The 13613-nt window shown below is 56.4% G+C and carries 13 protein-coding genes and 1 pseudogene; 9 read left to right on the forward strand and 5 right to left on the reverse strand.

The genetic code is table 11. The annotated features are described in order from the left end of the window. The first annotated feature begins 22 nt into the window (after positions 1-22). The 3 genes from xylB to IM303_RS09825 all read left to right on the forward strand — a co-directional run bounded on the left by xylB (position 23) and on the right by IM303_RS09825 (position 3040). Positions 23-1477, forward strand: a complete 1455-nt coding sequence (xylB, locus tag IM303_RS09815; protein ID WP_193359858.1) for a xylulokinase — start codon at positions 23-25, stop codon at positions 1475-1477. Positions 1478-1580: 103 nt separating this feature from the next. Then, positions 1581-2120, forward strand: a complete 540-nt coding sequence (locus IM303_RS09820; protein ID WP_028015071.1) for an isochorismatase family protein — start codon at positions 1581-1583, stop codon at positions 2118-2120. Further along, entirely contained in the window at positions 2120-3040 is a 921-nt protein-coding gene (locus IM303_RS09825) for a GlxA family transcriptional regulator (protein ID WP_193359859.1), read from the forward strand. Before IM303_RS09820 ends, IM303_RS09825 begins: the two co-directional genes overlap by 1 nt. Here the strand turns inward: IM303_RS09825 and IM303_RS09830 are convergent. After that, positions 3033-4028, reverse strand: a complete 996-nt coding sequence (locus IM303_RS09830) for an acyltransferase (protein ID WP_193359860.1) — start codon at positions 4026-4028, stop codon at positions 3033-3035. The two genes, IM303_RS09825 and IM303_RS09830, sit on opposite strands and share 8 nt — an antisense overlap. A 182-nt stretch (positions 4029-4210) precedes the next feature. Between IM303_RS09830 and IM303_RS09835 the strand changes: the two genes are divergently transcribed. The 3 genes from IM303_RS09835 to glyS all read left to right on the forward strand — a co-directional run bounded on the left by IM303_RS09835 (position 4211) and on the right by glyS (position 7667). Continuing rightward, a complete protein-coding gene (locus tag IM303_RS09835) occupies positions 4211-4516 on the forward strand; it encodes a YsaB family lipoprotein (protein ID WP_060572020.1) in 306 nt (101 codons plus the stop codon). A gap of 160 nt (positions 4517-4676) precedes the next feature. Beyond that, a complete protein-coding gene (glyQ, locus tag IM303_RS09840) occupies positions 4677-5588 on the forward strand; it encodes a glycine--tRNA ligase subunit alpha (protein ID WP_003860141.1) in 912 nt (303 codons plus the stop codon). A 9-nt stretch (positions 5589-5597) separates the two neighbouring features. Further along, positions 5598-7667: a glycine--tRNA ligase subunit beta gene (gene glyS, locus IM303_RS09845; RefSeq protein ID WP_028015075.1), complete on the forward strand. Its 2070-nt coding sequence runs from the start codon at positions 5598-5600 to the stop codon at positions 7665-7667. 93 nt (positions 7668-7760) lie between these two features. On the opposite strand, the gene IM303_RS09850 is transcribed toward glyS, so the two are convergent. Both IM303_RS09850 and IM303_RS22340 read right to left on the reverse strand, forming a co-directional pair. Next, positions 7761-8171 carry a hypothetical protein gene (locus IM303_RS09850; RefSeq protein ID WP_285894856.1) on the reverse strand — a complete coding sequence of 137 codons (411 nt, stop codon included), beginning with the start codon at positions 8169-8171 and terminating at the stop codon, positions 7761-7763. Further along, positions 8099-8323, reverse strand: a pseudogene (locus IM303_RS22340) (hypothetical protein); the annotation flags it as partial. The pseudogene IM303_RS22340 and the gene IM303_RS09850, both read right to left, overlap by 73 nt. 795 nt (positions 8324-9118) lie before the next feature. On the opposite strand from IM303_RS22340, the gene IM303_RS09860 reads away from it, so the two are divergent. Beyond that, on the forward strand, positions 9119-10738 hold the full coding sequence (locus IM303_RS09860) for an ABC-F family ATP-binding cassette domain-containing protein (RefSeq protein WP_192987344.1): 1620 nt from the start codon (positions 9119-9121) through the stop codon (positions 10736-10738). A gap of 38 nt (positions 10739-10776) precedes the next feature. On the opposite strand, the gene IM303_RS09865 is transcribed toward IM303_RS09860, so the two are convergent. After that, positions 10777-11064 carry an HTH-type transcriptional regulator gene (locus IM303_RS09865; RefSeq protein WP_028015078.1) on the reverse strand — a complete coding sequence of 96 codons (288 nt, stop codon included), beginning with the start codon at positions 11062-11064 and terminating at the stop codon, positions 10777-10779. 331 nt (positions 11065-11395) lie between these two features. Here IM303_RS09865 and IM303_RS09870 point away from each other — a divergent pair, with 331 nt between their 5' ends. Continuing rightward, entirely contained in the window at positions 11396-12106 is a 711-nt protein-coding gene (locus tag IM303_RS09870; protein ID WP_045260020.1) for a DUF3053 domain-containing protein, read from the forward strand. A 246-nt stretch (positions 12107-12352) separates the two neighbouring features. Next, entirely contained in the window at positions 12353-12565 is a 213-nt protein-coding gene (cspA, locus tag IM303_RS09875) for an RNA chaperone/antiterminator CspA (protein WP_003860775.1), read from the forward strand. Positions 12566-12623: 58 nt separating this feature from the next. Here the strand turns inward: cspA and ghrB are convergent, their stop codons facing one another. After that, positions 12624-13598: a glyoxylate/hydroxypyruvate reductase GhrB gene (gene ghrB / locus IM303_RS09880; RefSeq protein WP_047366950.1), complete on the reverse strand. Its 975-nt coding sequence runs from the start codon at positions 13596-13598 to the stop codon at positions 12624-12626. Positions 13599-13613: the final 15 nt, after the last annotated feature.

The raw sequence follows: 13613 nt of genomic DNA on the forward strand, positions 1-13613 counted from the left end.
TTCTGTCAAAGGAGTCACCACAATGTATATCGGGATCGATCTTGGCACATCGGGTGTGAAAGCCATCCTGTTAAGCGAGCAGGGCGACGTGTTAGCAACGCAGACTGAAAAGCTGCAGGTTTCACGCCCGCATCCGCTGTGGTCGGAGCAGGACCCGGAGCAGTGGTGGCAGGCGACGGATCGCGCGATAAAAGCCTTAGGCGAGCAGCACAGCCTGCGCGACGTGAAAGCGCTGGGCATTGCCGGACAAATGCATGGTGCAACGTTGCTGGATAGCCAGCATCGCGTTCTGCGCCCGGCTATTCTCTGGAACGATGGCCGCTGTGCGGAAGAGTGCGCAATCCTTGAAGCGCGTGTGCCCACGTCCCGCGAGATTACGGGCAACCTGATGATGCCGGGCTTCACCGCACCAAAACTTTTGTGGGTACAGCGCCACGAGCCGGAGATTTTCCGTCAGGTGGCGAAAGTCCTGCTGCCGAAAGACTATCTGCGCTTTCGTATGACGGGCGATTTCGCCAGCGACATGTCCGATGCCGCGGGCACCATGTGGCTCGACGTGGCGAAGCGCGACTGGAGCGAGGCGATGCTGGATGCCTGCCATCTGACCCGGGAACATATGCCCGCGCTGTTCGAAGGCTGTGAGGTGACGGGTACGCTGCTGCCAGACGTTGCGGAACGCTGGAATATGCCTGCCGTACCGGTGGTGGCCGGGGGCGGTGATAACGCGGCGGGCGCTGTCGGCGTCGGGATGGTTGAGGCGGGGCAGGCGATGCTGTCGCTGGGAACCTCTGGGGTCTATTTTGCCGTCAGCGACGGCTATCGCAGTAATCCCGAAAGCGCTGTGCACAGTTTCTGTCATGCGCTTCCGGGAAAATGGCATTTGATGTCGGTGATGCTGAGCGCGGCATCCTGCCTGGACTGGGCGGCGAAGCTTACCGGCATGGCGGACGTTCCGGCACTCATTTCGGCGGCGCAGCAGGCGGATGACGCGGCGAGTACCGTCTGGTTTTTACCCTATCTTTCTGGCGAGCGTACGCCGCACAACAACCCGGAAGCGAAAGGGGTATTCTTTGGCCTAACCCATCAGCACGGCCCGGCAGAACTGGCGCGTGCGGTTCTGGAAGGTGTGGGGTATGCGCTGGCCGACGGAATGGATGTGGTGCACGACAGCGGCCTGAAACCGGCGAGCGTCACCCTGATTGGCGGCGGCGCGCGAAGCCCTTACTGGCGACAGATGCTGGCGGATATCAGCGGGTTGCAGCTGGATTTCCGCACGGGAGGGGATGTTGGCCCCGCGCTCGGCGCCGCGCGTCTGGCGCAGATTGCTATGAACCCGGAAAAGCCGTTTTCGCAGCTGCTGCCGCAGCTTACGCTTGAACAGGCGCATGTGCCTAACGCGGCAGGACATGCCCGTTATGCAGAAAGGCGCGAGGTGTTCCGCAAAATCTATCAGCAGCTGCTGCCGCTGATGTCATAAACTCGCTTGTCCGACAGAGGCACGAGGTTGTCCTTTTTTGGTCTGTGCGTGCCTCTCTTTCCTTGCCAGTATGGTGACACACCCACTGGCGAGGAGATTTATCATGTCACGCATTGCACTCATCAATATTGATACTCAGCAGTCCTTCCATCATCGCCCTTACTGGCAGGAGGGCGACATTCCTGCCTTTCAGCAGGCGATGCTGGGGCTGATTGAAGGCTGCCAGGCGCGCGGTATTCCAGTCGTTGATATTTTTCATGTGGATGAAGACGGCCCCTTCACGCTGCAAAGCGGCTATGTCAAACCGATGGCCTTTTTGCGTCATCAGCCGGATGTGGTTTTCCAGAAACACGTCCATAATGCCTTCACGGATACCGGGCTTGACCGCTGGCTGCGCGAGCGTGATATCAACCAGCTGATTATCTGCGGCATTCGCACGGAACAATGCTGTGAAACCACCGCTCGGGTAGCATCCGATCTGGGTTATGCTGTGACGTTTGTGAGCGAGGCAACACTGACGTTTCCCATGATGTACAAGGGCATTACCCTGAGCGCAGCGGAAATTCGCCATCGTACCGAGACGGTACTGGCCGGGCGTTTTGCCGAAATTAAAACGGTAGCGGAGACGCTGGAGTCACTGTAATGCGCATCGACGTCTGGTTCGTGATGTTACCCGGGGTACTGGCACTGGATATGTCAGGCCCGGCGGAGACCTTTGTGCTGGCTGGCGACGCGTTTCGTCTGCATTACATTGGGCCGCAACCGGACGTGCCGACGTCGATAGGCCTGACGATGGGCGACATCCAGCCGTTGCCGGAAAGTCTGCCTCCGGGGAGTCTGCTGGTCCTGCCGGGGGTGAGCGACTCCCGCGTTCAGTTCTCAACGCCGCAGGCGCAGCAGATCCAGCACTGGCTAATGCGCCTGCAGCCGGTCATTCAGCGCCGGGATATCACGGTGATGTGCGTCTGTTCTGGTGCGCTGCTGGCGGCGAAATCGGGCCTGCTGAATAACAAACAGTGCACAACCCACCATGACGTTATCAGCCGTTTACGCACTGTGGCTCCCACGGCGACGATTAAAGAAAACCGCATCTTTGTACAGGACGAGAATATCTGGACCAGCGCGGGGATCACGTCGGGCATCGATCTGGCGCTGCATATGATTAACCGCCTGTGCGGTCCCGAAAAGGCGCTGGCCGTGGCGCGCGAGATGGTGGTCTGGTTCCGCCGTTCCGGTGACGATCCCCAGCTTTCACCGTGGCTGCGCTACCGCAATCATCTTCATCCGGCGATCCATCGGGCGCAGGATGCGCTCACCGCCGAGCCGCAAAAAACGTGGAGCTTGCCTGATATCGCCGCACTGGCGCACGTCAGCCCGCGCCATCTCACCCGGCTTTTCCAGACGCATTTAGGAATTAGCGTCCGTGATTATCTGGAGCAGCTGCGTCTGGCGGTGGCGGAGCAGTGGCTGATGCAGGGGCGCGGCGTGGAACAGGCCTCGCTGGCGGCAGGGTTTTCCTCCCCGCGCCAGTACCACCGCGCCCGGCAGCGCAGCGTTAGCTGACGAAGCGGCGCGCGTCGATTTTTTGCAGCAGCATCGACAGCAGCAGGCTGATAACCAGCGTAGCGGCAAAAATCCAGACGATATCCAGCACCGGCCAGCTTTTGAGCTCAACGCCCCTTGTTCGCAGGGCGTGGATCACCAGCGCGTGAAAACCGTAAATTCCCAGCGAGTGCCGCGAGATAAAGCCCAGCACGGGAAGGGGACGCGCATTCAGGGTGTTTTTAACGAGCGTGAGCAGCGATACGGCACAGATAAAGACCATCGGCCCGCAATACAGATACCAGGTATCGGCAAAATTGCCGCGCCACTGAAGCTCATGTAGCGTCCCGCGTGAAATCACCGCCACGCCGGCGATAAACAGCGCTCCGCAGAGCCAGTTCAGACCGCGCTTTTGCGTGTCCATCATCCCGATGGCGCGCCCCAGCATGCCGTAAAGCACGTAGTAGAAGGTGTCGCCGTTGATATAGAGGTTTACCGGCAACCATTCGAAACCGTCGATTTTCTGCGAGATCGTGTTCGGGTTGGCGACAATGCCAATCACCACCATCAGGGCCAGAAGCATTTTCCCGCTGACGTTTTTCACCTGAATGAGCGGAGAGACCAGATAAATAACGATGATGGCGAGGAAGAACCACAGGTGGTAGAAAACCGGTTTTTGCAGCAAATATTTGAGGGATAACCCGGCGTTAATGGAGGTAAACAGGGTGATATAGAGCAGGGCAACGGCGCTGTAGAACCCCAGACAGGCCGCGATGCGGATGAAGTGCCTCGGCTGCGCGCTACGCTCGCCAAAAAAGAGAAAGCCGGAAATCATAAAAAACAGCGGCACGCTGACGCGCGACGCGGAGTTGAGGATATTGGCAATATCCCAGTTAACGGGGCTGATGCTGTGGGCATTCGTGACATACCAGGTCGTCGTGTGGATCATGACCACCATCAGACACGCTATTCCGCGCAGGTTATCAATCCAGTTAATTTTTGACGGCATCAGTTCCTCGTATTCCCTTTAAAGTGAGTGGGACTCCCATTGTCCAAAAGTCTTCGTTTGGAAAATTCTGAGTTTTATGCACAGGCTTGCCGGGAGACCGCGAGATTCGCAGAATGGCAGACCTTAATCTATAAAAGTGTTGATACTAAAAATAACAGCCGCTGACCAGGACGGTAATAAAAATGATGATGAAGCGTGTGGCATCACTCTTTCTGCTATTCATGCTGGCAGGATGCAGTACGTCACAGGAAGTCCCCGTGCAAAAAGCGCAGCAGGGAAAAATAAGCCCGGAGCGTTCGCTGAATATGGAAGCGCTCTGTAAAGAGCGGGCCGCCCGGCGCTATAACTCGGACGTTCAGAAAATTAACGTCATCGGATTCGAGCGCTTTCAGGGCAGCTATGAGCTTAGAGGGTATACTGCGCGTAAAGAGGGCTTTGTCTGCTCGTTTGATGCGGACGGTCAGTTTTTACATCTCTCCATGCGCTAGCCTGCTCGCATAATCAACAACCAGACGCCGCCAGCGTTCTGGCCGGAAGGCTTATTTCCCAATTTTCCCTAAACAACCCCGTTTCGTACTGTATATCTTGCAGCCAGCGGGTATACTGGTCCCTTCCATTTAAAACCACACGTATCCAGCACGAAATACTATGCAAAAGTTTGATACCAAGACCTTCCAGGGCCTGATCCTGACCTTACAGGATTACTGGGCTCGTCAGGGCTGTACCATTGTTCAACCTTTGGACATGGAGGTCGGCGCCGGCACTTCACACCCGATGACCAGCCTGCGCGCGTTGGGGCCAGAGCCAATGGCGACCGCGTATGTGCAGCCTTCCCGTCGTCCGACCGATGGTCGTTACGGTGAAAACCCGAACCGTCTGCAGCATTACTATCAGTTCCAGGTGGTGATTAAGCCATCACCCGACAACATTCAGGAACTGTATCTCGGGTCGCTGAAAGAGCTGGGTATGGATCCAACCATCCACGACATCCGTTTCGTGGAAGATAACTGGGAAAACCCAACGCTGGGTGCCTGGGGTCTCGGTTGGGAAGTGTGGCTGAACGGCATGGAAGTGACCCAGTTCACCTACTTCCAGCAGGTTGGCGGTCTGGAATGTAAGCCAATCACCGGTGAAATCACCTACGGTCTGGAACGTCTGGCCATGTACATTCAGGGCGTAGACAGCGTTTACGACCTGGTCTGGAGCGACGGCCCGCTGGGTAAAACCACCTACGGCGACGTGTTCCATCAGAACGAAGTGGAGCAATCCACCTATAACTTCGAATACGCGGACGTGGATTTCCTGTTCACCTGCTTCGAGCAGTACGAGAAAGAGGCTCAGCAGCTGCTGGCGCTGGAAACTCCGCTGCCGCTGCCTGCTTACGAGCGTATTCTGAAGGCCGCCCACAGCTTCAACCTGCTGGACGCCCGCAAAGCGATCTCCGTGACTGAACGTCAGCGCTACATTCTGCGTATTCGTACCCTGACCAAAGCCGTTGCAGAAGCTTACTACGCGTCCCGTGAAGCCCTTGGCTTCCCGATGTGCAACCGAAACAAATAAGAGGCGGCCATGTCTGAGAAAACTTTCCTGGTGGAAATCGGCACCGAAGAGCTGCCACCAAAAGCCCTGCGCAGCCTGGCTGAATCTTTTGCTGCGAACGTGACCGCCGAGCTGGATAACGCTGGCCTGGCGCACGGTAAAATTGAGTGGTTTGCTGCACCGCGTCGTCTGGCGCTGAAAGTGGCAAATCTGGCGGCGTCTCAGCCGGATCGTGAAGTCGAAAAACGTGGCCCGGCGATTGCCCAGGCGTTTGACGCGGAAGGCAAGCCAAGCAAGGCTGCCGAAGGCTGGGCGCGCGGCTGCGGCATCACCGTCGATCAGGCCGAGCGTCTGACCACGGATAAAGGCGAATGGCTGCTGTATCGTGCCCACGTGAAAGGCGAAAGCGCGGAAGCGCTGCTGCCAAACATGATCGCCACTTCTCTGGCGAAGCTGCCGATTCCTAAGCTGATGCGCTGGGGCGCGTCTGACGTACACTTCGTGCGTCCGGTACACACCGTGACCCTGCTGCTGGGCGACACCGTTATCCCGGCGACCATTCTGGGCGTGGCGTCCGATCGCGTGATCCGCGGCCACCGCTTTATGGGCGAGCCAGAGTTCACCATCGACAATGCCGACCAGTACCCGCAGATCCTGCTGGAACGCGGTAAAGTGATTGCCGACTACGAACAGCGTAAAGCCAAAATTAAAGCGGACGCGGAAGAAGCGGCGCGTAAGATTGGCGGTAATGCCGACCTGAGCGACAGCCTGCTGGAAGAGGTCACTTCTCTGGTGGAATGGCCGGTTGTGCTGACCGCGAAATTCGAAGAGAAATTCCTGGCCGTTCCGGCAGAAGCGCTGGTTTACACCATGAAGGGTGACCAGAAGTACTTCCCGGTTTACGCCAACGACGGCAAGCTGCTGCCAAACTTCATCTTCGTGGCGAACATCGAATCGAAAGATCCGAGCCAGATTATCTCCGGTAACGAGAAAGTGGTGCGCCCGCGTCTGGCGGATGCCGAGTTCTTCTTCAATACCGACCGTAAAAAGCGTCTGGAAGATAACCTGCCGCGCCTGCAGACCGTGCTGTTCCAGCAGCAACTGGGTACGCTGCGCGACAAAACCGACCGTATCGCGGAGCTGTCCGGCTGGATCGCCCGTGAAATCGGTGCCGACGTTAACCACGCGACCCGCGCGGGCCTGCTCTCCAAATGCGACCTGATGACCAACATGGTGTTCGAATTCACCGACACCCAGGGCGTAATGGGCATGCACTACGCGCGTCACGATGGCGAAGCGGAAGACGTGGCCGTAGCTCTGAACGAGCAGTATCAGCCGCGCTTTGCGGGCGACGATCTGCCGTCCAACCCGGTTGCCTGCGCTGTAGCGATTGCCGATAAGATGGACACCCTGGCGGGTATCTTCGGCATTGGCCAGCATCCTAAAGGCGATAAAGACCCGTTTGCGCTGCGTCGTGCCGCGCTGGGCGTGCTGCGCATCATCGTTGAGAAGAACCTGAACCTTGATCTGCAGACCCTGACCGAAGAAGCGGTGCGTCTGTACGGCGACAAGCTGACCAACGCGAACGTGGTGGATGACGTGATCGACTTTATGCTCGGCCGTTTCCGCGCGTGGTATCAGGACGAAGGTTACACTGTCGACACCATTCAGGCGGTGCTGGCGCGTCGTCCAACCCGTCCGGCTGATTTCGATGCGCGTATGAAGGCGGTTTCCCACTTCCGTACGCTGGAAGCGGCATCTGCCCTGGCGGCGGCCAACAAGCGTGTATCCAACATCCTGGCGAAATCCGACGAGACGCTGAACGAGCGCGTAAACGCCGCGACGCTGAAAGAGCCGGAAGAGATTGCTCTGGCGATGCAGGTTGTGGTGCTGCGCGACAAGCTCGAACCGTACTTCGCGGAAGGTCGTTACCAGGAAGCGCTGGTGGAGCTGGCGGAGCTGCGTGACGTGATCGACGCCTTCTTCGAGAAAGTGATGGTGAACGTAGAAGATAAAGAACTGCGTATTAACCGTCTCTCCATGCTCGAAAAACTGCGCGAGCTGTTCCTGCGCGTGGCGGATATTTCGCTGTTGCAGTAATGTGCCCGTTGTAACACATGCTAAAAACCCGCTTCGGCGGGTTTTTTTATGGGTCTTTTGTAGACCGGATAAGCGCAGCGCCATCCGGCAGGTTTAGCCGATCGCGATTGTGCCTTCGTCTGTCTGCAGCCAGCGCGGTGCCTTCAGCGTATCAGCAAAGTAGCTGACCAGCTCGCACAGCAAATCTTCCATCACGATTTCAGATTGTCGCGGCAGTGAGCCGTTCATCAGCATCTGCGTAAGCTCCTGACAGTAGCGCCCCAGCTGATCGCATTCGGGTTCGAAAGCCGGAACGCGTGACGGGAGTTCCTTCACGGTCAGGCTGGCTTTTAAAGCGTCCGGAACAGGTTCCAGAAGCGTGGGTTGCAGAAGATTCAGACAGGCATAAAGTCTGCCGTAAAGCGCCATTTTTGGGGCGGGTTCTTCGCAATCTACCAGTGCGTCGGTAAAACGTTCGCAGTTATCCGCCAGTTCGGTGAAGTCGGTGGCGTGGTTAAAGGGCAGGGTGAATAAAGAATGAGCTTGGGTTGGGGTAGTAGCCATATTGGCAGCCTCCGATAAGTGATAAAGCTTCCACCACCGGAAATGCTAACTTCGCTGGTGGTGGACTGAACAGAGTTAGCATTACCGGCCTTATCGGATACCGGCGCATCTTTCGATGCCCCTGCTCAGCCCACCATTGAGATGTAGCAAAGCATGCTGCACATAATGTGCCGCCGATAAGATAAGCCAGGATGCTAAACCCGGCACCTGATTTTGCAGGTGCAAAGAGAACTTACTGCTCATCAAAACAGGCGGCAATAGATTTGAGCTATGCCACTGAGGATATTACCATTTCTGGAAAGAGACTCGCAAAATTACCGCAATGAAAAGCATACTGCGGGCAGAGGTCTTACAGCGACGCTATGGTCCGGCTGTAAATCGCTGAGGCGTTTCCTGCAGGCCGGGGCGAGGCGCATGGATGCGCCGAGAGGGCGGGCTTTACAGGGATGTTACCTCCGCCCGTCCCCGATAAGCCGGAAGGAATAAGCCGAAGGTACCGCGTAGCGGCGATTTACCGCCGGGAGCCCGGGTAGCCAGGGTGGTGGCGACTGAGCCACCCTGGCACGTTCACGGGTATTGTCGTTACAGAGTAGCAAGGAACATAAAGTGAACGGAATGACCACCAGAGTCGTATGCTTCCCCTCACCCCAGCCCTCTCCCTCAAGGGAGAGGGGGCCGTCTGTGCAAGCAATATTTGGTGGGGATCCCTCAGCCCAAAGGGAGAGGGAGTACAAATCGTCCAAAATTTAACCTTGAAATGGTCAACCCATTACCGCTATCCTTATCTCCGTTAAATTTCTCGCTCTGGAGCGCCCCCCAAAAATGAACAAACACGACTGATGAATTTCGATCCTTGCTAAACGCCACCGCGTGGGCAGGGGATATTTTGATTTCATTCAGGAGTGCTTATGGCTCATTTTGCGCAGTCCCCTTCTTTTATTTTGCATCAGGTCACCTGTCAGTTTGCGACGGGCGATACCCTTTTTGGTCCGCTGAGTTTTTCTCTGGAGCCGTCTCTGTGCGCTCTGGTTGGCCGTAACGGTAGCGGGAAAACGCGTCTGCTGCGTCTGCTGGCGGGGCTTGATGAGCCTGCAAGTGGGCATATTGAACGTACCGGAACACATGTCTATGTGGCTCAGCAGCAGGACATTTTGCCGCACACGACGCTGGCTGAGCTGCTCGGGTACGAGGCCATCTTCGCGGCGCGAGCGCGTATCGACAGCGGCGATTACCAGCCTGACGATCTGGAAATGCTTGATGGATTCTGGGATTTAGCTGAACGTCTTGGCGAGGCGTTTGCCCGGGCGAAACTTCCGCCGTTTGATCCAGATAAGCCAGCCGGTGAGCTCAGCGGCGGCGAGCGTATTCGCGCGCTGCTGTGCGGGGCATTTACGGCTGAAGCGGATTTCCTGCTGCTGGACGAACCGACTAACCATCTGGATCGACAAGGACGGGCGTGGTTCTACGACCAGCTTGCCCGTTATCAGGGCGGCGTGCTCGTCGCCTCCCATGACCGTGAGCTGCTGGCGCAGGTGCCGCGTATTCTTGAGCTAAGCAGCGGCGGGCTGCGCAGCTACGGCGGGAATTATGCGGATTATCAAACCCAGCGCGATGCCGAACAGCAGGCGGCCCGCGCGGCGCTGGAACATGCGGCCACGGAGCGCAAACGCACCCGCGCACGTATGCAAAAAGAGCATGACGACAGCCAGCGGCGCTCGGCGAAAACATTACGCACCGTCGATACCCTGAATATCGCGTCGTTTGAACGCGTCAAATACAAAGGCGCGGCAAAGGAACGTATTGGCTCCTGGAAAAAACAGCACAGCGAGCAAAATGAAGCCCTGAATGCCGCGGTAAACAAGGCGCGTGAGCGGGTTGAAGAAGATAACCCGGTGATGTTTACCCTGCCGGGGAGTCAGATCCCGGAAGGTAAACAGGTGCTGGTGCTGGAAGATCTGGTGCTGCCGCATGTGCCTGTTCCTCCGCTTAGCTGGCGGATGGACGGGCCAATGCGCGTGGCGCTAAAAGGTCCGAACGGCTGCGGGAAATCGACGCTGTTGAAAGCCATCCTCGGCGACATTAGTCCACGCTCAGGAACCTGCAAGGTGTCGGTCAGCTGTGCTTATCTCGATCAGCATCTTTCCCGGCTCGATCTGTCGCAGTCGGTCATGACGCACCTCAACCTGGGCAATACGCCCCTGGAAGAGGGTATGTTACGCACCCGTTTAGCCCAGCTTCAGCTGGGGGCCGACAAAGTCTCGCTCCCGCTGGCGGAACTGAGCGGCGGTGAGCGTCTGAAGGCTGCGCTGGCCTGCGTGCTTTGGCGCGGGGAGGCCACGCAGCTCCTGTTGCTGGATGAACCGACCAACCATCTGGATCTGGCTTCAGTGCAGGCTATTGAAGCGGCGCTGGCTGGTTTCCCCGGCGCGCTGCTGGTGGTGTCACACGATGATGCGTTTTTAAAAGGGTTAACGTTGACGCACGAGATGGTGTGGGAAGAGACGGGCTGGCGTTTCGAGAGCCTTTAAACACAAGCCCCCGCAGAGGCGGGGGCGTTCAAACTTTACTACGCTATCTGTTTGCTGAGTGCAGGGTTGGCCTGAATCAGGCGCATCAGCTTTAACTCGGTTGGGGTGGGTTTCTCTCGTTTTGACTCCCACTCCAGCACCATAGCCACGCTGACACCCATCGCTCTGGCGAATTCTTCAGTTTTCAGTCCTGTCCCTTTGCGCAATTGCTCATATTCTGTAAAGGGATTGGATTTTTGTTGCAGGGTAATGGCCTGCGGTACATCTTTAAAAACGATCTGTTCCAGACTGCTCAGCAGCTCAAACTCAGGATCTTTATATTCCATTGAGAACTCCTCTTAAATCTCACATCGTGATCAAGAACATCAGAGAGCCAATTAAGAATAGTCCCTAATACAAACCAAGGATCGTCACGGCTGTGATTAATCGTGCGGTAACGATCGCTTTACGCGATTCAGCTATCTGGATAGTTATGCTAATTCCCTGATTAACCATATGTCGGCTTCGCCAGGTATTTTTTTGTAAATAGTAAGAAATAAATCGGCAATAGTCGTTTTACATGAAAAGAGTATCTTGCAAGGCTGACCTGGACTATCCTTGTCAGCGTCGGGCACGCGTGTGCCGGTGTGCGCTTTTTTGGGTGAAAGGAGTAATAAAATGGCGACAGGAAAGTCCTGCTCTCGCTGGTTTGCGCCTATTGCGGCGTTGTTGATGGTTGTTAGCCTGAGTGGGTGTTTTGATAAAGAAGGCGATCAGCGCAAAGCGTTTATCGATTTTCTGCAGAATACAGTGATGCGCAGCGGCGAGCGGTTGCCGACGCTGACTGCGGATCAGAAAAAACAGTTTGGCCCCTTTGTGTCCGATTACGCCATTCTTTATGGGTATTCACAGCAGGTGAGCCAGGCGATGGACTCCGGTATCCGCCCGGTAGTGGATAGCGTGAACGCCATCCGTGTTCCCCAGGATTATATGACTCAGCGCGAGCCGCTGCGCCAGTCCAACGGTGCGCTCGGCGTGCTGAGCCAGCAGCTGCAAAATGCGAAAATGCAGGCTGACGCGTCACGTTCTGCGCTGAAGCAGGGCGAGGATCTCAAACCGGTCTTCGATAAAGTGTATGAGAAAGTAGTGACGAAACCGTCTGAAGCGATACAACCGCTGATTCCGGCCGCGCAGGTCTTCACTCAGCAGCTGGTTCAGGTCGGGGATTTCATCTCGCAGCAGGGGACACAGGTGAGCTTTGTTGCCAACGGCATTCAGTTCCCAACCTCGCAGCAGGCAAGTCAGTACAATACGCTGATTGGGCCGCTGGCTGCCCAGCACCAGGCCTTTAGCCAGGCGTGGGGCGCAGCAGTCGCTGCTACAGAGTAAACAGAAAAACCCCGCCTCAGGCGGGGTTTTTTTCGGCATTCAGAAAATAACGCTTGTCATTCCTCTACCACATCGGTATAACTGTTCGCGTCGGTTTGTTACACAGACCTAAAGCAGTTTAGTAAAGCAGTCCAGATTGTTATCCATAGATACCCTTCGTAGTGACCCTTCCTTCATCGCTTAAAAATCTGTAACGCAATCCATCAAGCCGGAAGGCACAATATATTTGTTAATAAGGTAATTTCTATGTCTGCTAAAATGACTGGTCTGGTTAAATGGTTCAACGCTGATAAAGGTTTCGGCTTCATCACTCCTGACGATGGCTCTAAAGACGTGTTCGTACACTTCTCTGCTATCCAGAACGATGGCTACAAATCTCTGGACGAAGGTCAGAAAGTTTCCTTCACCATCGAAAGCGGCGCTAAAGGCCCAGCAGCTGGTAACGTTGTAAGCCTGTAAGCTTCCAACCCAGTAGCACAAAATTCAAAAACCCGCCTTCTGGCGGGTTTTTTCGTTTCTACTGTTGGATCTGCGGGTTAACGCAGTTCCTGTCTACTTTTCCAGCAAGCGCGGCTATCAGGTTATCTACCGCCGTCGCCGCCATATTGTAGCGCGTCTCGTGGGTAGCAGAGCCGATGTGTGGCAGGGCGACGACGTTTGGCATGCTCAGCAGCGGGGAATCCACCGGAAGCGGCTCCTGCTCAAACACGTCCAGACCCGCGGCGTGGATCTCGCCGTTTTGCAGCGCTTCAATCAGCGCCTGCTCATCCACCACCGGGCCGCGACCCGCGTTGATGAAGATGGCGGACTTCTTCATTTTTTCAAACGCGGATTTGCCAATCAGATGGCGCGTTTCATCCGTCAGCGGCAGGATCAGGCAAACAAAATCGGCTTCCTGCAGCAGCGTATCCAGCTCGCAGTAACGCGCGTTGAAGCGTTCTTCTGCTTCACTGTGATGACGGCGCGCGTTATACAGTATCGGCATGTTGAAGCCGAAATGCGCGCGCTGCGCCAGCGCCAGCCCGATACGCCCCATACCCACGATGCCCAGCGTTTTGCCATGCACATCCACGCCGAACCAGTCCGGCCCAATGCTTTTCGTCCATTCGCCGGCTTTCACACGCTCGGCCACTTCCACCACGCGACGGGCCGTGCTGAGCACCAGCGCCATCAGCGTATCTGCCACGGTTTCCGTCAGGGCATGTGGCGTGTGCATCAGCAGGATTTTACGGGCGTTCAGGGCATCCACGTCGAAATTGTCATAACCCACGGAAACGGTTGAGGTAGCACGAAGCTTCGGCATTTTCTCCAGCAGGGCGACATCCACTTTTTCGCTTGAACCCAGCAGGCCTTCGGCGCTGGCGAACGCATCGGCGTGCTGCGCCACGGTCTCCGGGCTCAGGTTCTTCACCTGCGTAACGGTGAAGTGTTCTTCCAGGCGTTTCTGCAGATCTTCCGGCAGAGCTTTGTACAAAATGACGGACGGCTTCATGCTAATCTCCGTTGA

This window comes from Enterobacter cloacae complex sp. P38RS, from assembly GCF_014930775.1.
GTDB lineage: Bacteria > Pseudomonadota > Gammaproteobacteria > Enterobacterales > Enterobacteriaceae > Enterobacter > Enterobacter bugandensis.